We start from the raw sequence: 20351 nt of genomic DNA, 5'->3' as shown, positions 1-20351 counted from the left end.
CCCTCGGACGCGTCTCCGTGGGGGGTGATGCCACACCCCGGGTGCGGGCCGGTCCAGTGACGATGGACCCTGCTCAGTCGGGCAGGTAGAGGCAGAAGGGGTGGCCGGCCGGGTCGAGGCAGACCCGCACGTGCTCCTGCGGCTGGTGCCCCGCCACGGTCGCCCCGGCCTCGACGGCCAGGGCCACGGCCGCCTCGAGGTCGTCGACGGCGATGTCCAGGTGGGCCTGCATCCGCGGGTCGCCGTCCCCGGCCGGCCACACCGGCCGGACGTGCCGCTCCTCCCGCTGGAAGGACAGCCCCGCGCCGCCGTCCGGCGCGCGCAGGGTGACCCACTCGGGGCTGTCCTCGTCCACCCGGAAGCCGAGCAGCCGGGCGTAGAAGCGCGCCAGGACCTGCGGGTCGGGGGTGTCGAGGACGGTGGCGGTCAGGCGGAACGGCACGGGTCGTCCCTCCGGCCGGGTCCGGGGTCCGCGGCCGCCGCCGCGGGCAGCGGACGGGTGGCCCCGGCGGCGAGCGCCCCCAGGGCGAGCACGGCCGTCACGACGAGGAGCGCGCGCAGGATGCCGCCCCCCTCGGCGAGGAAGCCGATCAGCGGCGGACCCGCGAGGAAGGCGGTGTACCCGACGGCGCTGACCACCGAGACCCGGGCGGCCGCTCGCCGGGGGTCGTCGGCGGCGGCGCTCATGCCGACCGGGAAGCCCAGCGCCGCCCCGGCGCCCCAGAGCACGGCGCCCGCGACCGCCCACGGTGCCGCCGGGGCCAGCACGAACAGCAGCACGCCGGCCAAAGCGGTCCCCGCGCCCACGCGCAGCACCGGCACCCGGCCGAAGCGGTCGAGCAGCGCGCCACCGACCAGGCGCACCACCGTCATGGCGGCGACGAACACGGCGAACCCGGCGGCCGCCAGGGCCCCGCTGACCCCGTAGCCGTCGACCAGCGCCACCGCCAGCCAGTCGTTGGCCGTGCCCTCGGTGAACGCGAAGGCCAGCACCAGCAGCCCGACGAGCAGGGTGCGCGGCTCCCGCCACGCCTCCCCCACGCCGGACCGGCCCGGCCCGGCGTCCTCCTCGGCCGCGTACACCGGCAGGAACCAGCGCACCGCGACGGCCAGCGCGGCCAGGACGAGCACGGCGGTGAGCACCAGCTGCGCGGCCAGGGGCACCCGCAGGGCCGCGGCCCCCGCGCCGGCCAGCGCGCCCGCGACGGTGCCCAGGCTGAAGCCGGCGTGCAGCCGCGGCATGACCGAGCGGCCCAGCCGCTGCTCGACGTCCGCCCCCTCGACGTTCATCGAGACGTCCCAGACCCCGACGCCGGCACCGGTGAGGAACAGCCCGACGCCGGCGAGCTGGGCGGACGGCCACGTCAGGCCGGCGCTGAGCACGAGCAGGCCGGCGACGGCCAGCGCCCCGGCGGAGAGCACGCTGCGCGCCGGCGCCAGCCGGTGCACCAGCGGCCCGGCGGACGGCAGGGCGAGCACCGAGCCGATCGCCATGCAGAGCAGCAGCAGCCCGAGACCGGCGGGGGTGAGGTCCAGCCGGTCGCGGGCGGCCGGGACCCGGGCGATCCACGAGGCGAAGGCCAGCCCGTTGAGGACGAAGACGACCGTGACCGCGACGCGCGCCCGCTCGATCCGCGCGGCGTCGGGCTCTGCGACCGGCAGCGGGCGCACGGGGACCTCCGGGAAGAGAGCGGGTCGGCCGATCGAATCGATTCGACGGCTGGGGACGAGGATAGCCCCCCGCGTTCCCGTACGGTCAAGCCGAGATCCGATCCCGCCCGCCGAGGAGGCCCGTGAGCCAGCCGCGCCCGACCCTGGCCGCGGTGGCGGCCCGCGCCGGCGTGGCCCTGTCCACGGCGTCGCTGGTCTACTCCGGCTCCGAGCGGGTGGCCCCGGGCACGCGGGAGCGGGTGCTCAGCGCCGCCGCCGAGCTCGGCTACGGCGGCCCCGACCCGGTGGCCCGGTCCCTGCGCTCGCGGCGCAGCGGCATCGTCGGCGCGGTCGTCGGCGAGCGGCTCATGTACGCCTTCCGCGACCCGGTGGCCGTGCTCCTGCTCGACGGCATCACCGAGGTGCTCGGCCCGCTCGGCGTGGGCCTGCTCCTGCTGCCCGGCGACCGGGAGCGCAGCGGCCCCTCGGTCGCGCAGCTCTCGCGGGTCCCCCTCGACGCGGCCGTCTACGCCACCTGCGGGCTCGAGGACGACCCCGCCCTCGAGCACCTCCGGCGGCGCGGCGTGCCCGTCGTCGCCGTCGAGGGGCCGGTGGCCGACGACCTCGTGCTGGTCGGCATCGAGGACCGCGCCGGCAGCGCCGCGCTGGCCGGGCACCTGCGGGACCTGGGGCACCGGCGGGTCGCGGTCGTCGCGATGCCGCTGCGCCTGGACGGCACCCGCGGCCCGGTCGACGCCGCCCGCCGGTCGCTGGTGCACTACCGCGACGTCCGCGAGCGGCTGCTCGGCGTCGAGCAGGTGCTCGGCCCGGTGCCGGCCGTCGAGACCGCGGCCAACGCCGTCGAGGAGGGCGAGCGCGCCGCCCGCGCGCTGCTCGACCGGCCCGCGGCCACCCGGCCGACCGCGGTGATCGCGCAGAGCGACCTGCTCGCCGCCGGGGTGCTGCGCGCCGCCGCGGCGCTCGGCCTCGCCGTGCCCGGAGACCTCAGCGTGGTGGGCTTCGACGGCGTCGACCTGCCCTGGCTGGCGCCCGCCGTGCTCACCACGGCGGTGCAGCCGACGCAGGAGAAGGGCCGCGCCGCCGGGCGGGCCGCGGCCGCGCTGATCGAGGGCCGCCGTCCCGACGACCTGGTCCTGCCCGTCGAGCTGCGCGTGGGCACCACGACCGGCCCGGTGCCGCCCGGGGGTTAGACCAGGCCGAAGAGGCGGGCGCCGTTGTCGTGCAGCACCGCCCGCAGCCAGTCCTCGCCCAGCCCGAGCCGGTGCAGCGCGGCGAGCTGGTGGGCGTACTCGTAGGGGATGGACGGGAAGTCGCTGCCGAGGAGCACCTTGTCCCGCAGCGCGGCCAGGCGGGGCCGGTCGGCGGGGTCGAAGGGCATCAGCCGCTCGGTGAAGTCGGTGGCGAACATCGTGGTGTCCAGGTGCACCCGCTCGTAGCGCTCGGCGAGGTCGAGGAACTCGCGGTACTCCGGCATGCCGAGGTGGGCGATGACCAGCTGCAGCCCCGGGTGCCGTTCCAGCAGCCCGGTCATCGGCTCGGGGCCGGTGTGCTCGCCGGCCAGCGGCCCGGAGCCGCAGTGGATGACCACCGGGGTGCCGGACTCGGCCAGGCGCGCCCAGACCGGGTCGAGCAGCGGGTGCCGGGGATCGAAGGCGCCCACCTGGACGTGCACCTTGAACACCCGCGCCCCGGCCTCGAGGGCCTCCGCGACGTAGTGCGGGGCCTCCGGCTCGGGGTAGAAGGTCGCCGACCGCAGCACCTGCGGGTTCGCGTCGGCGAACTCCCCCGACCAGTCGTTGAGCCAGGTCGCCATGCCGGGCTTGTGGGGGTAGGGCAGCGTCGGGAAGGCCCGGACGCCGAGCCGGGCCAGGTGCGCCAGCCGCTCGTCGTCCGGCCACGGGTAGCGGATCGGCCAGGCGGACCCGTAGTGCGTCTCGGCCTGCCGGAAGTAGGCCCAGACCTTCTCCTGCACCCGCGGGGGGAGGAAGTGCACGTGCACGTCGACCAGCCCGGGCAGGCCCAGCTCCCGCCAGTACCGCGGGACGTCGGCGTCGTCGGCCGGCGGCGCGACCAGGTCGTCCCCGGTCATCGCAGCGTGACCACGACCTTGCCGCGGACGTGCCCGCCGGCGACCAGCTCCTGCGCCTCGGCCGTGCGCTCCAGCGGGAAGGCGCGGGCGATCGCCACCCGCAGCTGGCCGGCGTCGGCCATGCGGGCCAGCTCCTCGAGGTCGTGCCGCTCGGGCCGGACGAAGACGTAGCGCCCACCCATGTCGTTGACCGCCGGGTCGACGACGCTGGCGATGCGGGAGACGTCGCGGACCTGCTTGGGCGCGTCCTCCAACGCCGGCCCCCCGACCAGGTCCAGGACGGCGTCCACCGGCTCGGCCAGCTGCCCGCTGACCGGCCCGGCCGAGTAGTCCAGGACCTCGGCGGCCCCGGCGTCACGCAGGAAGCCGTGGTTGCGCGGACCGGCGGTGCCGATGACGTGCGCGCCGAGGGCGGCGGCGATCTGGACGGCGAAGAAGCCCACCCCGCCCGCGGCCCGGTGCACCAGGACCCGGTCGCCCTCGCCGACCGCGAGCGCCTCGGTCAGCGCCTGGTAGGCGGTCAGCCCGGCCAGCGGCAGCGCCGCGGCCTCGGCGAAGGACAGCGAGGCGGGCCTGGGGGCCACGCAGCGCTGCGGGGCGGGGACGAGCTCGGCCACCGTCCCCCACTGGACGTCGTCCCGCCGCACGTAGCCGAAGACCTCCTCACCGGCGCGGACGTCGACCACCGCCGGGCCCACGGCCTCGACGGTGCCCGCGACGTCCCAGCCCGGCACGATCGGGAAGTGGTGCGGGTAGGCCCCGGCCAGGAACCCCTGGCGGATCGCCATGTCGACCGGGTTGACCCCGGCGGCGTGCACCCGCACCAGCACGGTGTCGGGGCCGACCGGCGGGTCGGGCAGGTCGTCGCGCAGGGAGAGGACGTCGACGCCCCCGAAGCGGTCGTAGGCGATGCCGCGCATGGCGCCCACCGTAGGGCCGGGCCCGGCCCCCGGCTCACCCGGTCAGCGGCGGCCCTTCACGTAGCGGCCGAACGCCCGCTGGATCTCCCGGCGCGAGTCGCGTTCGGCGAGGTCCTGCCGCTTGTCGTAGGACTTCTTGCCCTTGGCCAGCGCCAGGGTCGCCTTGACCTTGCCGTCCTTGAAGTAGAGGTCCAGCGGCACCAGCGTCAGCCCGCCCTCGCGGGTCTTGCCGATCAGCTTGTCGATCTCGGCGCGGTGCATGAGCACCTTGCGCTTGCGGCGCGGGGCGTGGTTGGTCCACGTGCCCTGCGTGTACTCGGGGATGTGCACGTGCTGCAACCACACCTCGCCGTCGTCCACGGTGGCGAACCCGTCGACGAGCGAGGCCCGGCCGGCACGCAGGCTCTTCACCTCGGTGCCGGTGAGGACCAGGCCCACCTCGTAGGTGTCGAGGATCGAGTAGTCGTGCCGCGCCTTCTTGTTCTGGGCGATCAGCTTGCGCCCCTGCTCCCGCGGCATGGGCCCAGGCTACCGGCCGCGACATGCTGGGACGGCCCGCCGTCCGGGGCCCGCGCCGAGCCTGCGAGGCGCCGGGGGGCCGGTCCTCCTAGAGCCGCACGTACAGGCGCAGGGTCACGTAGGCGGCGATCGCGGCCAGCCCCACGCCGGCGGCGGCGATGATCGGGCTGATCGTGGCGATCGCGCCCCAGTCGACCGGCGGGATGATCCCGGCCTTGATCGGGCCGGCCAGCGTGCGGTCGACGAACAGGACCTTGGTGAGCACCAGCCCGCCGACGGCCAGCGCGGCACCGATCAGCCCGGCGACCGCGGCCTCCAGGATGAACGGCAGCTGCGTGTACCAGCGCGAGGCGCCCACCAGCCGCATGATGTTGGTCTCGTTGCGCCGGTTGAACGCCGCCAGCTGGATCGTGTTGGAGATCAGCAGCAGGGCGGCCAGCGCCTGGACCACCGCGACCGCGATCGTCGCGTTGCGGGCCCCGTTGAGCAGGCTGAACAGCCGGTCGAGGAAGTCACCCTCGTCCCGGACCTGGTCGACGCCGTTCTGCCCGTTGGGGAACTCCGCCGCGATGACCTCGTAGCGCTCCGGGTTGACCAGCTCGACGCGGAAGCTCTCCGGCAGCGCGTCGGCCGGCGTGTTCTGCACCAGCTCGGGCTGCTGGGAGAACTGCTGCTGGAAGCGCGCGTAGGCCTCGTCCTTGGACTCGTAGAGGTAGCTGGCCACCTCCGGCGAGTCGGCGAGCTGCTGCTCGATGGCGCTGCGCTGCTCGTCGGTGACGTCGTCGCTGAGGAAGATGGAGACCTGGACCTTGTCGTAGTAGATCTCCTTCATGTCGGAGATCATCCCGGCGATCAGCAGGCCGGTGCCCATGAGCCCGAGGGAGATGGCCGTGGTCAGGATCATCGCGACCGTCATGGTCAGGTTGCGACGCAGCCCGGTGGCCACCTCGGAGAGCACGAAGTTGACGCGCATGGAGTTCCTGTCGTGGTAGCGGGGGGACGCGGGTCAGCGAGCGGCGCTCGGCGACCGCGGAGGGCTCGGGCGGCTCAGCGGCCCACGCCGTAGACGCCCCGCGACTGGTCGCGGGTGACGGCTCCCCCGTTGAGCTCGATGACGCGGCGGCGCATGGAGTCGACGATGTGGTAGTCGTGCGTCGCCATGACCACGGTGGTGCCGGTGCGGTTGATCCGCTCCAGCAGCAGCATGATCCCCTCGCTGGTCTCCGGGTCGAGGTTCCCGGTGGGCTCGTCGGCCAGCAGCACCAGCGGCCGGTTCACGAACGCGCGGGCGATCGCCACCCGCTGCTGCTCACCACCGGAGAGCTCGTGGGGCAGGCGGTTGGCCTTGCCCTCCAGACCGACCATCTCCAGCACCTCGGGGACGACGCGCTTGATGGTCCGCTGCGGCTTGTTGATCACCTCGAGCGCGAAGGCGACGTTCTGCGCGACCGTGCGGTTGCGCAGCAGCCGGAAGTCCTGGAAGACGCAGCCGATCGTGCGGCGGAACTTCGGCACCTGCCACTTGCTCATGGTGTTGAGCGTCTTGCCGTTGACCGTGACCGTCCCGCGGGTGGGGTCGTCCTCCTTGAGCAGCAGCCGCAGGAAGGTCGACTTGCCCGACCCGGAGGAGCCGATGAGGAAGACGAACTCGCCCTTGTCGATCTCGGTCGACACGTCGTCGAGCGCCGGCCGCCCACTGGCCGGGTACAGCTTGGTGACGTGTTGCAGTTCGATCACGAGGCGCCACGGTACCTTCCCCGAGGCGCGATCCGGGCCCTCCGCGCGGAGGCGCCCCGGGACCGGCCTCGCACAGCGTGACGGGGCCGCCGCCGATCGCGGGACCCCCGTCACCCAGCGTGGCCTACTCCCGCCGACCGCGGGGGGCCGGTGTGACGAAGGGGACGGTTGGGGCGGGGAGCCGCTGGGCACCACGCCCGACCGCTCACCCGGCGGGCACCGTCTCCTGCTGCTTGCGCCACCGGATGCCCGCCTCGATGAAGGAGTCGATGTCCCCGTCGAGGACGGCGGTGGTGTTGCCGGTCTCCTGCTCGGTCCGCAGGTCCTTGACCATCTGGTAGGGGTGCAGCACGTAGGAGCGCATCTGGTTGCCCCAGCTGCTGCCCTCCCCCTTGAGCGCGTCCATCTCGGCGCGCTGCTCCTCCTGCCGCTTGGCCAGCAGCCGGGCCTGCAGCACGCGCAGCGCGGCGGCCCGGTTCTGGATCTGGCTCTTCTCGTTCTGGCAGGAGACCACGATGCCGGTGGGCAGGTGGGTGATGCGGACGGCGGAGTCGGTGGTGTTCACGCTCTGCCCGCCCGGCCCGGAGGAACGGAAGACGTCGATCCGCATCTCGTTCTCCGGGATCTCGACGTGGTCGGTCTGCTCGACGACCGGCATGACCTCGACCCCGGCGAACGACGTCTGGCGGCGGCCCTGGTTGTCGAACGGCGAGATGCGCACCAGCCGGTGGGTGCCCTGCTCGACCGAGAGGGTGCCGTAGGCGTAGGGCTGCTTGACGGCGAAGGTGGCCGACTTGATGCCGGCCTCCTCCGCGTAGGAGGTGTCGTAGACCTCGGTCGGGTACCCGTGCCGCTCGGCCCAGCGCAGGTACATCCGCAGCAGCATCTCGGCGAAGTCGGCGGCGTCCACCCCGCCGGCCTCCGACCGGATGGTCACCAGCGCCTCGCGGGAGTCGTAGGGCCCCGAGAGCAGCGTGCGGACCTCGAGCTCGTCGATCTCCCCGCGCAGCGCGGCCAGCTCCCGCTCGGCCTCGGCGGCGGTGGCCTCGTCGTCCTCCTCGACGGCCATCTCGTGCAGCACGCCGGCGTCGTCGAGCCGGCGGCGCAGCTCCTCGACCCGGCGCAGGTCCCCCTGCAGGTAGGACAGCTTGGAGGTCAGCGCCTGCGCGGCCTCGACGTCGTCCCAGAGGTCGGGCGCGGCGGCCTGCTGCTCGAGGTCGGCGACCTCGCGGCGGAGTCGGTCGACGTCGAGGACCGCCTCGATCGACCGGAGGGTCGTGTCGAGCTCGTCCAGGACGACGGAGAAGTCAGCGGCTGCCACGTCGACCCAGGGTAGTGCGCCCCCGCGGCGGGTAGGCACGCATGGCATGAGCGAACCGCGCCGGCGGCGGACCCGGGAGGACTACGCCCGCGGTCTGCCCGACCACCACGACCCCACCGCGGGCATCGGCGGGGCCCGCCCCGCCCGGTCCGCGCTCACCCTGCGCCTGGTGCTGGCCGCCTTCGGCCTGGTGGTCTGCACCGTCCTCGGCCTGCTGTGGCTGGCGACCGACCTGCCCGCCTGGCCGGCGGTGGTGCTGTTCGTGCTCGCCGCGATCGCCCTGGTCGACCTGGGCGTGGTCACCCGGCGGAAGGCGCGCGGCGAGCCCGGCTGACCCGGCTCAGGCCCCGCCCTCGGCGTGCACCCGCCGCTCGGCCATCCAGCCCGGCACCGCCCCGGCGGGCATGGGGGCGGCGATGTGGAAGCCCTGGGCGAGGGTGCAGCCGAGCTCGCCGACCAGGGCGAGCTGCTCGGCGGTCTCGACGCCCTCGGCCTGGCAGCGCAGCCCCCAGACCCGGCCGAGCGCCACCACCGCGGCGATCGCCGCGGCCGCCTGGCGACGCCGGCCGCCCGCGACGGCCACCAGGCTGCGGTCGACGGTGAGCACCCCGGCGGGCACCGTGGCCAGCTCGACCAGCGAGGAGAAGCCGCTGCCGAAGTCGTCGAGGGCCACCTCCACCCCGGCGAGGCGCAGCGCGGTCAGCTGGGCGGCGGCGTGCTCGGTGTCCTCGCTGACGGCGCTCTCGGCGACCTCCACCTGCAGCAGCTCGGGCGGCAGACCGGCCTCGGCCAGGGCGGCGAGGACGTCGTCGACCAGCGTGCCGCCGGCGACGTAGGCGGCCCCCACGTTCACCCCGGTGACCAGCCAGAGCCCGTCGGCCGCCCAGGCGGCCGCCTGGCGGGCGGCGGTGCGCAGCACCCAGCGGGTGAGGGGGCCGACCAGGTCGTGCTGCGCGGCGCACGGCAGGAAGTCGGCCGGCAGCAGCAGCCCGCGCTCGGGGTGCCGCCAGCGCAGCAGCGCCTCGACCCCGGTGCAGCGGCCCGAGGGCAGGTGCAGCACCGGCTGGTAGTGCAGCTCCAGCTGGTCGCCGTGCAGCGCCTCGCGCAGCTCGGCGGCGACCGTCGCCCGCCGCTGCGCGGCCGAGCGCAGGTCGGCGGTGAACAGCCGGACGCGGTTGCGCCCGGCGGCCTTGGCCGCGTACATGGCCAGGTCGGCGTCGCGGACCAGGTCGGTGGAGCGGACCGGCGGCGCGTCCGGGTCCGCGGCCTCGGCCAGGCCGATCCCGGCGATGCCGATGCTCACGCCGAGCCGCACGATCCGGCCGGCCAGCTCGAAGGGCCGGTCCACGCTGGCCCGGCAGCGGTCGGCGAGCGCCTCGGCGCCGGCGGTGTCGCAGTCCCGGCAGAGGACGACGAACTCGTCCCCGCCCAGCCGGCCGACGGTGTCCCCGGCGCGGGTCGAGCCGGTCAGCCGGCCGGCGATCTGGCGCAGCAGGTCGTCGCCGGCCTCGTGGCCGAGGGAGTCGTTGACGTCCTTGAAGCCGTCGACGTCGAGGAAGAGGACCGACACCGGGCCCCGCTCGGGCCGGCCCAGCTCGGCATCGATGAGCTCGTGCAGGTGCGCGCGGTTGGGCAGCTCGGTGAGGGTGTCGTGCCGGGCCCGCCAGTCCGAGGCGCGCTCGGCGCGGACCCGGGAGGTGACGTCGGTGTGGGTGACGACGACCTGCCCGGCCTGGTCGACCCGCGAGGCCTGCAGGTGGTACCAGCGGGTGCCGTCGCGCTGCTCGAGGGCGTAGTCGGCCTGCACGCTGTCGCACTCGCCGCGGGAGAGCGCCCGCAGCCGCTCGATGAGGTTGCCGGTGTCGTCGTCGGCGACCAGGCGGTGGGCCATCGCGAAGTAGTCGCCGTCCACCCCGACCCGGACCCGGTCGTCGTCGAGCAGTTCGGCGGCGTGCTCCCAGGCGGTGTTGGTGAGCAGCACCCGGCCGTCGGGGTCGATGAGCAGCGTCGGGGAGGGCAGCGCGTCGAGGACCGCCTCCACGACGACCGCCGGCGCGCTCGGGCGCCCGCCGCTGCGCCGCACGTCGAGGGGGAGCTCCGCCCCGCCCGCCGTCCCGCTCCGCACCCCGCCGTCCCCGCTCAGCTGTCCGGGTCGCGGGTCTCGGCCGCGACCCACTCCAGGTAGGCGGGGTCGCCGCCGACGAGCGGGAGGGCGATGACGCACGGCACGTCGTACGGGTGGACCTCCCCGGTGCGGGCGACGATGGCCGGCACCAGCGAGCGGCGGGTGTGCAGGGCCACGCGGGCCTCGGCCTCGTCGTGCACGGCGCCCTCCCACCGGTACACCGACCGGATCCGCTCCACCTGGTGACCGCAGGCGGCCAGCCGCTCCTCGACCAGCGCACGGGTGTGGCGGGCCAGCCAGTCGGCGTCGGCGGCCGTCACCACCACCTCGCAGAAGTCCTCGTCCACGCCGCCCATCCTCTCCCGCGCTCCATCGGGGTGGGTGGAGGGGACCGTGCCCGGGGTAGGGCTGCCGCCATGAACGAGGAGATGAGCGTCCGAGTCGACGCCGACGAGTACGTGGTCCGCCCGCAGGACGGGATGCTGAAGGTGGGCCGCCGGGTCGGCGGCGACGTCGCCTGGCTGGACGAGGTCGACCCCGGCACCCTGACCGAGGCCGCCCGCACCGCCCTCGACCGCGGGGACGCCGACGACGACGCCCTGCGGACCGCGCTGCGCGGGCTGGCCCAGGCCGAGGTCGAGCGCGGCGGCTGACCCCGGTCGGCCCGGTCGCCGGCCGCCGCGGGTGCGCCACCCGCGGCGGCCGCGCCGGGGCCCGGGATCAGCCGCCCAGGGCGGCCGCACCCCCTCAGCCGCGCAGGGCGGCGTAGACCCGCTCGGCGTGGTCGTACACGAGGAAGTGCCCCTCACCGGGGAACCAGTGCGCCGAGCAGCGGGGCAGCATCGCGGCCAGGGCCCGGCCGAGCGGCACGGGAACGATCCAGTCCTGGGTGCCGTGCCACAGGTGCACCTGCTGCCGCACCCGGGCGAGCGGGAAGCCCCACGGGCGGAACAGCAGCGCGCGGTCCTCGGCGAGCGGGGCCGCGCCGTTGCGCAACCCCTCGCTGAAGGTCCGGGCGAGCACCCGGCGGACCCCCGGCCGGCCGATCACCCGGCGGTCGGCCGGGGCCAGCCGTAGCTGCAGGTAGCGCGGGATGAGCGCCGGCCGCACCGCCAGCGGCGCGAACACCGGCTGCAGCAGCCCCGCGGCCGGGGAGGGCCGGTGGGCGACCGCACGCAGCCGGCGCGGCACCCAGCCGGGCCACGGCCACGGCACGTCGGGCGGCGGCGCCCCGCCCAGCACGCCGATGGTGTGCACCCGGTCGCCGAGGGCGTGCGCGCAGGCGAGCGCGTAGGCGGCACCGCCGGACAGACTCAGGACTGCGCACCGGTCGACGCCCAGGTGGTCGAGCAGCTGGGCGGCGTCGTCGGGCCAGTCGAGCACCCGGCGGCCCGGCTGCGGGTCGGAACGGCCGAAACCCGGGCGGTCGGGGACGACCAGCCGCACCCCCCAGCGGCGGTAGGCGTCAGGGTCCTCGACGTGGTGCTCCAACCGCGAGCTCGGGGAGCCGTGGCAGCCCAGCACCGGGCGGCCGTCCGGGTCCCCCCACTCGGCGTAGGCCAGCGTGCGGCCGTCGCGGAGGCGGACGGACCCCTCGCGGGGTCCCGGGCCGGTGCGCACGGCCCTGCCCTACCCCGGCGGCCGCCGCCGCACCCGGGCGGCGGACCGCGCGGGCGTCAGAGCCGCGGTGCGGTCGCCGGCTGGCCGAGCAGGAGCAGCTCGGCGTCGGTGGTCTCGAGCGGCCGGGCGAAGACGTAGCCCTGCGCGGAGTCGCAGCCGGACCGGGCCAGCGCCCGCCGCTGGGCCTCGGTCTCCACGCCCTCGGCGAGGACCTCCAGGCCCAGCGCGTGGCCGAGCTCGAGCAGGCCGCGCAGGAGGGGCGGCAGCCCGCCGTCCTCCGGCAGCTCGGCGACGAACGACCGGTCGATCTTGAGGACGTCGACGGTGAACTGCTGCAGGTGGTGCAGCGAGGAGTAGCCGGTGCCGAAGTCGTCGAGGGCCAGCCGGACGCCGAGCGCCCGCAGCCCGGCCAGCGACTCGGCGGCCCGCGCCGGGTCCTGCACCAGGGCGGTCTCGGTGACCTCGAGCACCAGGGCCTCCGGTGGCAGGCCCGAGCCGGCCAGCGCGGCGCGCACCGAGTCCAGCAGGCCCGGCGAGGTCAGCTGCGCGGCGGAGACGTTGACGGCCATGGTGAGCCCGGCGGCGGCCGGGTGCTCCCGGCGCCAGGCCGCCGCGGTGCGGCAGGCCTCGTGCAGCACCCACTCGCCGATCGCCCCGATGAGGCCGAGGTCCTCGGCGACCGGCACGAACCGGGCCGGCGGCACCGGGCCGAGCACCGGGGAGTCCCAGCGCAGCAGGGCCTCGAACCCCACGACCCGGCCGTCGGCGAGGTCGACGACCGGCTGGTGCACCAGCCGGAGCTGGCCGCCCGCCAGCGCCCCGGACAGCTCCTGCTCCACCAGCCGGCGCTCGACCGTGGCCGCGCGCATGGCCGGGTCGAACAGCGCCAGACGCCCCCGGCCGGCGACCTTGGCCTCGTACATGGCGATGTCCGCGTCACGCACCAGGGAGTCCGCGTCGGCCCCCTCGGTCGCCACGACGACGCCCAGGCTCGCCGACACCGGCACCTGCTGGCCGGCGATCTCGACCGGGTGGCACAGCGCCTCCAGCACCCGGCCGGCGGCCGCCTCGGCCTCGCCCGGGGCGTCGGAGGTCAGCTCGGCGAGGACAGCGAACTCGTCCCCGCCCAGGCGGGCGACGGTGTCCCCGGCCCGCATCGCGCCCCGCAGCCGGCCGGCGACCTCGACGAGCAGCGCGTCGCCGGCCGCGTGGCCGAGGGTGTCGTTGACGGCCTTGAACCGGTCGAGGTCGACGAAGACGACGGCCGGCGCGGAGGAGCCCCGCCGCCGGCGGCGCAGCGCCTGCTCGACGCGGTCGGTGAACAGCGCCCGGTTGGCCAGCCCGGTGAGGGGGTCGTGGAAGGCCTGGTGGGCCAGTGCCGCCTCGGCGCCCTTGCGGTCGGTGATGTCGGTGACGTGGACGACGACGCCGCCGACGTCGGGGTCGGTGCGCAGGTCGACCAGCCGGACGGCCACCCATCGGTCCGCGCCGTCCCGCCGGCAGGGCAGCTCGGCCTCGACCACCGAGCCGCCGGCCGCCAACGCCCGGTCGAAGACCACCCGGACCTGGGCGCGGTCCACGCCGGTCAGCCGGATCAGGTCCTCGGCACTCGCCCGGACGCCCGGCTCCAGCCCGTCGAGCGCGGCGAGGGTCGAGGGGCCGCTGAGCAGCCGGCCGCGTTCGTCCACCACGACCACGGCGTCGGAGGAGTGCCGGGCGAGGGCGGCGCTGTACCGCTGCTGGGAGGCGACGAGCGCACGGGCCGCGGACTCGGCGCGCAGCAGCCGGGAGGTGCGGACGAACACGATCAGGGTCAGCACGAGCGTGCCGCTGAACATGCTCGCGTGCGTGCCCCCGGAGCCCACCACGTCCTCGACGAGGTGGAGGCCGGCCGGCACCAGCAGCGTGCTCATGCTGATCGCCAGCCGCCCCGTCCCGAGGGGCCGCTCGGCCCGCTCGGTGCCGGCCGGGGCCCGCTGCCGGGTGGCCGCGGCCAGCAGCAGCGCGCCGCACAGCCAGCCGGTGTCCAACCAGGTGCTCACCACGTCGGCGTCGGCCAGCAGCAGGTAGGTCATGTCGGAGACCAGCCAGGAGGCCGCGCCGGCGGCGAGGGCGAGGGCGGCCCGGTCACCGCGGGGACGGGTGGCCAGCAGGCGGAAGACGAGGCCGATCAGGGCGGCGTCCAGGGCCGGGTACAGCGCCCAGACCAGCCGGGTGAACGGGTGCAGGGTGTCGTCGGCGACGAGCTCGGCCACGGAGAACTGCCAGGCGAGCAGGAAGGCCGCGACGAACACCGCGGCGCCGTCCAGCCAGCCGTCCACCTGCTGGGGACGGCCGCGCCCGCGGCCGCTCGCCATGCGCCAGATGCCGGCGGCGAGGGACACGTAGGCGGCCAGGTAGGCACCGTCGGCCACGGACACGGCGGGCGCCGCGCCGATCCAGTCCTGCAGGATCCACAAGGACTCCCCGGTGGCGTTGAGGCCCACGCCGAGCGCGACCAACGCCGTCCCCGGTGGCGCGCCGTCCCGCTGCACCGCCCACCAGGCGATCGCGGCGGCCGCCCACACCACGCCCAGGTACACCACGTCGGCGACGAGGCCGTCGAGCACCGGGTAACCGACGAGGGCCGCCAGCAGGCCCACGAGCACGCCGGCGGTCCCGCCGCCGGCCTGCGCGGGGTCCCGCCGGTCCGCCGTCCCGAGCCGGGCACTCCCGCCCACGGGCCACCTCCTCCGTCCGGACACGTTCCGGACGGCCATCGGCCCCGGGCGGGGGCCGCTGGAGGGCGGGGCAGGCGGGCTTCCCCCGGCGGGGGGGGCGAGGTGTTGCGGATCGCCGGCAACCGTGAGACCACTGAGGACGCCCAGCGCGGCCAGCGTCGTCGCTCCGGTTCTTACCTGCCGCTTCGGACCGGCGATCCGCCCTTCCACGCTAGCCCGTGCGCTGCCGGATCGGCAGGGCCGTCCTGTTGCGGTCTCGTTGAGATCTGCACCACCCCGGGTCAGCCGCCCGCCAGCTCGGCGGCGGCCTCCGGCCACCAGCGGCCCGCGGGGGGCCCGCCGCGGCAGGTGCCGTCGGAGTCCCCGGGCTGCTTGACCCACAGCAGCGCGTCGACCCGCTCGAGGTCGGGATCGGTGGTCGGGGACTCCCCGAGCAGCCGTCCCTCCGGGTTGCACCAGCGGTCCTCGTCCGACCCGGTCTCCGGCACCGGCCCGGCGCCGTTGCGGCTGGTGTCGATGACGAAGTGGGCGGCCGGCGTCCCCGGCGGCGCGCCCTCCTCCAGCTGCCGGGACAGCGCCAGCCCGTACTCGGCGCTGGCCTCGGTGGTCTCGAAGTTGGCCACGTTGAGGGCGAACCCCTCGGCCCGGTCGACGCCGCTGCGCCGCAGGGCCTCGGCCAGGGCCGGCAGGTCCTGGATCCAGCCGGCGTTGCCGGCGTCGACGTACACGCGGGCCCCCGGCTGCCGGTCGAGGATCGCGACCGCCTGGGCGAGCAGCTCGAAGCGCGCCGCGGGGTCGACGCCCGCGCAGCCGACCAGGGCGTGCGCCACGGAGTCCGGCTCCAGGACGACGACCGCGGGGCGGTCCCCGAGGGCGGCGGCGAAGCTGCCGATCCAGCTCAGGTAGCCGTCGACGTCGGCGGCCCCGCCGGCGGAGTAGGAGCCGCAGTCCCGCCCGGGGATGTTGTAGGCGACCAGGACGGGCACCCGGTCCTCGGCCGCCGCGGCCTCGGACACCTCCAGCACCGCCGGGTAGGGGTTCTCCGGCGTGGCCACCCAGGTGGCGGTCGGCTGCTCGGCGAAGGGGGCCAGCGTCTCGGCGTCCGCCGTCCGGCCCTCCTCGAGCGCCTGCCGGACGGCGCGGGGGCCGTGGCCCTCCGGGTTGACCCACAGCCGCCCCGGTAGGCGGTCGCGCTCCACGGCGGCGGCCGCGGGATCGGCCGGGGCGCCCCGGCCCCGGCCGTCGTCGGACGCCGCGGCGCCGCCGCAGGCCACGGCCCCCACCGCCGCGGTGGCCAGCGCGAGCGCCCGCAGGGACCGCCGGGACGTGCGCCTCATGCGACGCGCACCCACCGTGCCGGGGAGGGGATCCCGGCGGCGTCGAGCACCACGAGCATGTACCAGCCGGAGGGGGTGAGCCCCTCCTCGACCGGGACGCTCAGCTCGTACGTGCCGGAGCCCGACCCGCAGCAGCCGTCGGGGCAGCCGGCCGGGTCGTCGGCCGCGTGCCCGGCCGACCCGTGGTCACCGGCCGGGCAGGGCTCCTCCCCCGCCGGGGCCTCCTCCACCGCCGGGGCCACGTCTTCCGCCGGGGCCACGTCCAGGGCGATCGAGCGCTGCTCCGGGTCGGTCTGGTGGGTCACGGCACTGGGCCGCAGCAGCCGGGCCTCGGCGACGTCGGTGTCGGCGGACACGGTGAACGTGCCGCCGCGGGTGATCTCGGTCGGGGCGGAGGTGATCGCGGGGCGCTCCCCGGCGTGCAGGTACGGCGGCGAGAAGATCTCGATCCGCGTCTCGAACGTCCCCGGGATCGTGTTCTCCGCGTCGGAGAACAGCGGGTCCGAGCCCATGGTCATGACCCGCCCGTCGGGCAGCAGCACCGCGGTGGCGTGGTAGTTGCGCCCGATCTCGTTCGGCGCAGCGGGCAGGACCTCCCCCGTCGCCGGGTCGAACATCGTGGTCAGGTGCAGGTCGCTCTGCGAGTTGCCGCGGTAGCCCACCGAGCCCCCGGTGATCAGGGTGCGGTCGTCGGGCAGCGTGACGGCGTTGAGGTAGCGGGCCGGGCTCGGGTGGTCGGGCAGCGCCGTGTACCGCGGCTGCGGCTCGGTGAGGTCGACGACGTCGAAGCGGGCCGTGGACTCCTCGCTGTCACCGACTCCCCCGCCGCCGATGATCGCGACCCGCTGGTCCTGCGCCGGGGCGAGGAAGAAGGAGGTCGCGGTCTCGTTGAACCCGGGGTCGCGCAGGCCGAGGACGTCCTGCCAGGAGTTGTCCCGCAGGTCCCAGATGCCGGGCTGGCGCCCCTCGAGGTGCGAGCCGTAGCCGGTGTTGGCGCCGCTGTAGAAGATCCGGTTCCCGTCGGCGAGCCGGTGCAGGCCCGGGTAGGTCGGGAAGTAGCGCTCGAGCTCCGGCGCCGCCGACCAGGTCCGGGTGGCCGGGTCGTAGACCTCGTTGTCCCCGTCGATGACCACGCCGTGCTCGTCGAGGCCGGAGACGGCCAGCACCCGGCCGCCCTCCAGGCCCACCAGCGTCGGGTACCACCGGGACTCGGTGAGCCGGCCGGCCCGGCGGTAGGTCTCGGTGGCGACGTCGAACTCGTACGAGGCGTCCAGCCCCCGGTAGTTCTGCTTGTCCAGGGTGAGGCTGTCGGCCAGGCCGTAGACGTCGTCGCGCCGCGCCGGCTCGACGTCCGGGATGCGGAACTGCCGGCTGCCGGTGACGACGTACTCCTCGCCCTCGGCCTCGGCCTCCACCCACACCGTCTGCTCCCCGGCCATGCGGGTGCCGTCGGGCATGGTGTGCGCGGGGGGCACCGTGACGTCCTCGGTCGACACCCAGGTGAGGCCGTCGGCGGTGAAGCGGGTGCCGGCGGGGAGGGCCACCGTGCCGTCGTCCCGCTCGTTCTTGACGGTGAGCACGCCGGCGGCGCGGTCGACGTCCCCGGCGAGCACCTCGTAGCGGCGGGTGCCGCCGGCGACGAGCAGGTTGCCGTCGGGCAGGTAGGCGTGCCCGGAGCAGAACAGGTCCTCCGGGGTGGGGACCTCCTTCGTCTCCCCCGTGACCGGGTCCCACACGACCGTGCGGAAGGTGCCCGCCTCGAAGTCCTGGGCGTCGTTGCCCGACCCGGCGATCAGGAGCACCTTGCCGGTGTACAGCAGCGCGGCGTGGATGGCCTGGACGCGGTACTCCTCGGGGAGCTCGACGGTCTCCCAGGAGCCGTACCGCGCCTGGTAGTCCGGCCGGCTGCGCTGGAAGTCGGTGTAGGCCGCGGCGACGACGTCGGTCACCACGGGGCCGTTGGCGGCGACGAGGCCGGCCACCGTGAGGCTGATGAGGGCGGCGTTGCGCAGCCGGCGCAGCGGCCGGGGCCTGCGGCGGGTCATCGGGGGGTCTCCTGCGGGACGGGGAGGGCGGCGGAGAGGGCGGCACGGTTGCCGATGAAGGCGACCGCGGGAGCGGGCAGCCCGTCGGCCCGCGCGTCGCGGGGGGCGGGGAGGGCCGGCGTGGGCGCGGGAGCGGGCCGGCGCAGGCGGGCACGGACCAGCCCGGTGACCCAGATGCCGCCGGGCAGCAGGCAGGCCAGCAGGGTGAGCACCGCCCAGCCGCGGATCTCGGGGTGGGTGTACCCCCGGACCTGCGAGAGCCCCAGCGCCGTCACCAGCACGGCCGCCCAGACCAGGTGCTTGGAGAAGGTGAGCACCCGGTCGCCGTCGACCGCGCCCTTGCGGGTGACGGCGAAGGTGATGGCACGGTTGCGGACGGCGGCCCACAGGGCGCTCACGTACACCGGCGTGGAGAAGACCGACATCAGCATGCCGCCGACGCCCGAGGACCCCTCCTCCTCGTGCGGGCTGACGTTGTGCCGGCGGTTCCACAGGTAGACGGCGACCTGCAGGACGGCGGCGTTGACGTAGAGCATCGCCCACAGCTGCGCGGAGACCAGCAGGCCCGCCACCCCGGTCAGCAGGTAGGCGACCAGGTTGCTGATGCCGAGGACCCAGCTGAGCGCGGCCGCCGGGTAGAAGGACATCAGCAGCGCGTAGTGCGCGCGCCGCCAGAACGACAGGCGCCAGGCGACCCGCCAGAAGAGCCGCAGGACGACCTCGTCGGTCCCCCGCGCCCACCGGCCCTGCTGGGTGAAGTAGTCCCGCCAGGTCGAGGGCCCCTCGCCCACGGCCAGGACGTCGGGGGTGTAGACCGACCCCCACGGCCGGCCCGTGACCGGGTTGCGGCTGGAGTGCCACACGATGCTGGTCGCGGCGTCCTCGGTGATGGAGTCCTGCAGCCCGCCGATGGCCCGCAGCGCCGAGAGCCGGACGGCGTTGTTGGTGCCGACGAACATGGCGGTGGTGAACCGGTTGGCGGCGCGCTGCAGCACGCTGTGGAAGAGGTACTGCTGCGACTCCGCGCCGCGGGTGACGAGGTTGTCGTAGTTGCCGTAGACCTGCGGGCCCACGACGAAGGCGACGTCCGGGTCGTGGAAGTAGCCCATGAGCCGCTCGGCGAAGTTCGGCAGCGGCACGTGGTCGGAGTCCACCGACAGCCAGAAGTCGTAGCCGTCGCCGTGCGCCTCCAACCAGGCGTTGTAGTTGCCGTGCTTGGTCTTGGCCTTGTTGGGGCCGGTCGGCTGGTTCCACCGCGCCACCCCGTGCCGGGTGAAGTGCCGGACGCCGAGCTCGGCGCACATGGCCCGGACGTCGGGGTCGTCGCCCTCGTCGAGCAGCCAGACGTCGAGGACCCCGTCGTAGGTGACGGCGAGGGCGCCCTCCAGCGTCCGCCGCACCATGTCCAGCGGCTCCTTGCCGGGGACGATGGTGGTGAGGAACGCGATCCGCTGGCCCGTCAGCGGGGTCATCGGCAGCGGGTCGCGGGCGTTGAGGGTCGCCACGGTGAGGGTGAAGACGTTCACCAGGCGCAGCAGCTCGATGACCGCGACGCTGCCGATCAGCGCCAGGGCGAGCGCCGCCCGCCAGCCGCCGTCGAGCTCGGGGTGGTGCGCCGGCTGCAGCAGCCAGAGGAGGAACACGGCCTCGAAGGTCAGCGCCCCGGCGACCAGCAGGTACGCCCGGGAGCGGGCCGCCCCGCGGGTCACCGGGCGGAAGCGGACCCGCGGGTCCTGCGGCGGGTCCTGGAGGGGCCCCGCGAGCTCGCTGAAGTCGTCGTAGGGGTAGTCGGGACGAGCAGCGCGCTCAGTCACGGGGGGACGTGACCACGGGGCTGCCTCCTCTCCGTTGGCACGTGCCGACCGGGGGGACCGGCCGCGACCCGGGGCGGGGTGGCACGTGGGCGATCAGGGGCATGGGGCCGGCGACCGCCGCCGGGGGGCGGCACGCGGTCGCGCGGGCATCAGGAGGTCAGGGGGACCGGCCGGGGAGCGGGGGTCCGGGGGGATCCGGGTGCCGGGGTCGGCCGGGATGGGTCGCGAGAGCGCGGCGCAGGTCCTCCCCCGTTCACATCACCGACCGGACGGCGGTCTCGCCACTCGCTCCCCGAACGGTCTGGCGACCGGTTCTCCCACCGGCCGCGCCGTCGCGGCGGCCGTGGGGACCGTTCGGATCGTCACGTCGTCTCCCACCTGGCTCCCAGGTGCTGCACCGACGCTAAGGACCGCTCGTCACGCTCAGCAATCG

General features: G+C 75.6%; 18 protein-coding genes. 3 read left to right on the top strand and 15 right to left on the bottom strand.

What is annotated here, in order from left to right; translation table 11 throughout:
* Window positions 1–73: 73 nt before the first annotated feature.
* Both ACI8AC_RS15315 and ACI8AC_RS15310 read right to left on the bottom strand, forming a co-directional pair.
* On the bottom strand, window positions 74–442 hold the full coding sequence (locus ACI8AC_RS15315; RefSeq protein ID WP_456898653.1) for a VOC family protein: 369 nt from the start codon (window positions 440–442) through the stop codon (window positions 74–76).
* Complete coding sequence (locus tag ACI8AC_RS15310; protein WP_456898652.1) at window positions 427–1671, bottom strand: MFS transporter; 1245 nt, start codon at window positions 1669–1671, stop codon at window positions 427–429. The genes ACI8AC_RS15315 and ACI8AC_RS15310 overlap by 16 nt, the downstream gene beginning before the upstream one ends.
* A gap of 122 nt (window positions 1672–1793) precedes the next feature.
* Here ACI8AC_RS15310 and ACI8AC_RS15305 point away from each other — a divergent pair, with 122 nt between their 5' ends.
* Entirely contained in the window at window positions 1794–2861 is a 1068-nt protein-coding gene (locus ACI8AC_RS15305) for a substrate-binding domain-containing protein (protein WP_456898651.1), read from the top strand.
* Here ACI8AC_RS15305 and ACI8AC_RS15300 read toward each other — a convergent pair.
* The 6 genes from ACI8AC_RS15300 to prfB all read right to left on the bottom strand — a co-directional run bounded on the left by ACI8AC_RS15300 (window position 2858) and on the right by prfB (window position 8257).
* A complete protein-coding gene (locus tag ACI8AC_RS15300; protein ID WP_456898650.1) occupies window positions 2858–3760 on the bottom strand; it encodes an amidohydrolase family protein in 903 nt (300 codons plus the stop codon). The two genes, ACI8AC_RS15305 and ACI8AC_RS15300, sit on opposite strands and share 4 nt — an antisense overlap.
* Window positions 3757–4680 (bottom strand): NADP-dependent oxidoreductase, encoded by a 924-nt coding sequence (locus ACI8AC_RS15295; protein ID WP_456898649.1) that lies wholly within the window; start codon window positions 4678–4680, stop codon window positions 3757–3759. The genes ACI8AC_RS15300 and ACI8AC_RS15295 overlap by 4 nt, the downstream gene beginning before the upstream one ends.
* 42 nt (window positions 4681–4722) lie before the next feature.
* Window positions 4723–5199: an SsrA-binding protein SmpB gene (gene smpB / locus ACI8AC_RS15290; RefSeq protein ID WP_117377969.1), complete on the bottom strand. Its 477-nt coding sequence runs from the start codon at window positions 5197–5199 to the stop codon at window positions 4723–4725.
* 88 nt (window positions 5200–5287) lie between these two features.
* Window positions 5288–6172 carry a permease-like cell division protein FtsX gene (ftsX, locus tag ACI8AC_RS15285; protein ID WP_456898648.1) on the bottom strand — a complete coding sequence of 295 codons (885 nt, stop codon included), beginning with the start codon at window positions 6170–6172 and terminating at the stop codon, window positions 5288–5290.
* A 74-nt stretch (window positions 6173–6246) separates the two neighbouring features.
* Window positions 6247–6936, bottom strand: coding sequence for a cell division ATP-binding protein FtsE (gene ftsE, locus ACI8AC_RS15280; RefSeq protein ID WP_456898647.1), 690 nt, complete (start codon window positions 6934–6936; stop codon window positions 6247–6249).
* A gap of 205 nt (window positions 6937–7141) precedes the next feature.
* Window positions 7142–8257 (bottom strand): peptide chain release factor 2, encoded by a 1116-nt coding sequence (prfB, locus tag ACI8AC_RS15275; protein ID WP_456898646.1) that lies wholly within the window; start codon window positions 8255–8257, stop codon window positions 7142–7144.
* Window positions 8258–8303: 46 nt separating this feature from the next.
* Here prfB and ACI8AC_RS15270 point away from each other — a divergent pair, with 46 nt between their 5' ends.
* Complete coding sequence (locus ACI8AC_RS15270; RefSeq protein ID WP_456898645.1) at window positions 8304–8591, top strand: DUF6343 family protein; 288 nt, start codon at window positions 8304–8306, stop codon at window positions 8589–8591.
* Window positions 8592–8597: 6 nt separating this feature from the next.
* Here ACI8AC_RS15270 and ACI8AC_RS15265 read toward each other — a convergent pair whose 3' ends face one another.
* Both ACI8AC_RS15265 and cutA read right to left on the bottom strand, forming a co-directional pair.
* Window positions 8598–10382 (bottom strand): putative bifunctional diguanylate cyclase/phosphodiesterase, encoded by a 1785-nt coding sequence (locus ACI8AC_RS15265; protein ID WP_456898644.1) that lies wholly within the window; start codon window positions 10380–10382, stop codon window positions 8598–8600.
* Between the two features lie 14 nt (window positions 10383–10396).
* Window positions 10397–10729 (bottom strand): divalent-cation tolerance protein CutA, encoded by a 333-nt coding sequence (gene cutA / locus ACI8AC_RS15260; RefSeq protein WP_456898643.1) that lies wholly within the window; start codon window positions 10727–10729, stop codon window positions 10397–10399.
* 81 nt (window positions 10730–10810) lie between these two features.
* Here cutA and ACI8AC_RS15255 point away from each other — a divergent pair, with 81 nt between their 5' ends.
* Entirely contained in the window at window positions 10811–11035 is a 225-nt protein-coding gene (locus ACI8AC_RS15255) for a hypothetical protein (protein WP_456898642.1), read from the top strand.
* 94 nt (window positions 11036–11129) lie between these two features.
* Here the strand turns inward: ACI8AC_RS15255 and ACI8AC_RS15250 are convergent, their stop codons facing one another.
* From ACI8AC_RS15250 to ACI8AC_RS15230, 5 genes are all read right to left on the bottom strand, one after another.
* Complete coding sequence (locus tag ACI8AC_RS15250) at window positions 11130–12002, bottom strand: alpha/beta fold hydrolase (protein WP_456898641.1); 873 nt, start codon at window positions 12000–12002, stop codon at window positions 11130–11132.
* 56 nt (window positions 12003–12058) lie between these two features.
* A complete protein-coding gene (locus ACI8AC_RS15245; protein WP_456898640.1) occupies window positions 12059–14722 on the bottom strand; it encodes a putative bifunctional diguanylate cyclase/phosphodiesterase in 2664 nt (887 codons plus the stop codon).
* Window positions 14723–15003: 281 nt separating this feature from the next.
* Window positions 15004–16059, bottom strand: coding sequence for a glycoside hydrolase family 6 protein (locus tag ACI8AC_RS15240; RefSeq protein ID WP_456898639.1), 1056 nt, complete (start codon window positions 16057–16059; stop codon window positions 15004–15006).
* Window positions 16056–18104 carry a radical copper oxidase GlxA gene (gene glxA / locus ACI8AC_RS15235; protein WP_456898638.1) on the bottom strand — a complete coding sequence of 683 codons (2049 nt, stop codon included), beginning with the start codon at window positions 18102–18104 and terminating at the stop codon, window positions 16056–16058. Before glxA ends, ACI8AC_RS15240 begins: the two co-directional genes overlap by 4 nt.
* Window positions 18101–19918, bottom strand: coding sequence for a glycosyltransferase family 2 protein (locus tag ACI8AC_RS15230; protein ID WP_456898637.1), 1818 nt, complete (start codon window positions 19916–19918; stop codon window positions 18101–18103). The genes glxA and ACI8AC_RS15230 overlap by 4 nt, the downstream gene beginning before the upstream one ends.
* Window positions 19919–20351 lie beyond the last annotated feature (433 nt).

This window comes from Geodermatophilus sp. SYSU D00758, from assembly GCF_054049955.1.
The sequence above is the reverse complement of the archived record's forward strand: the minus strand, read 5'-3'. Positions and strand labels throughout refer to the sequence as shown.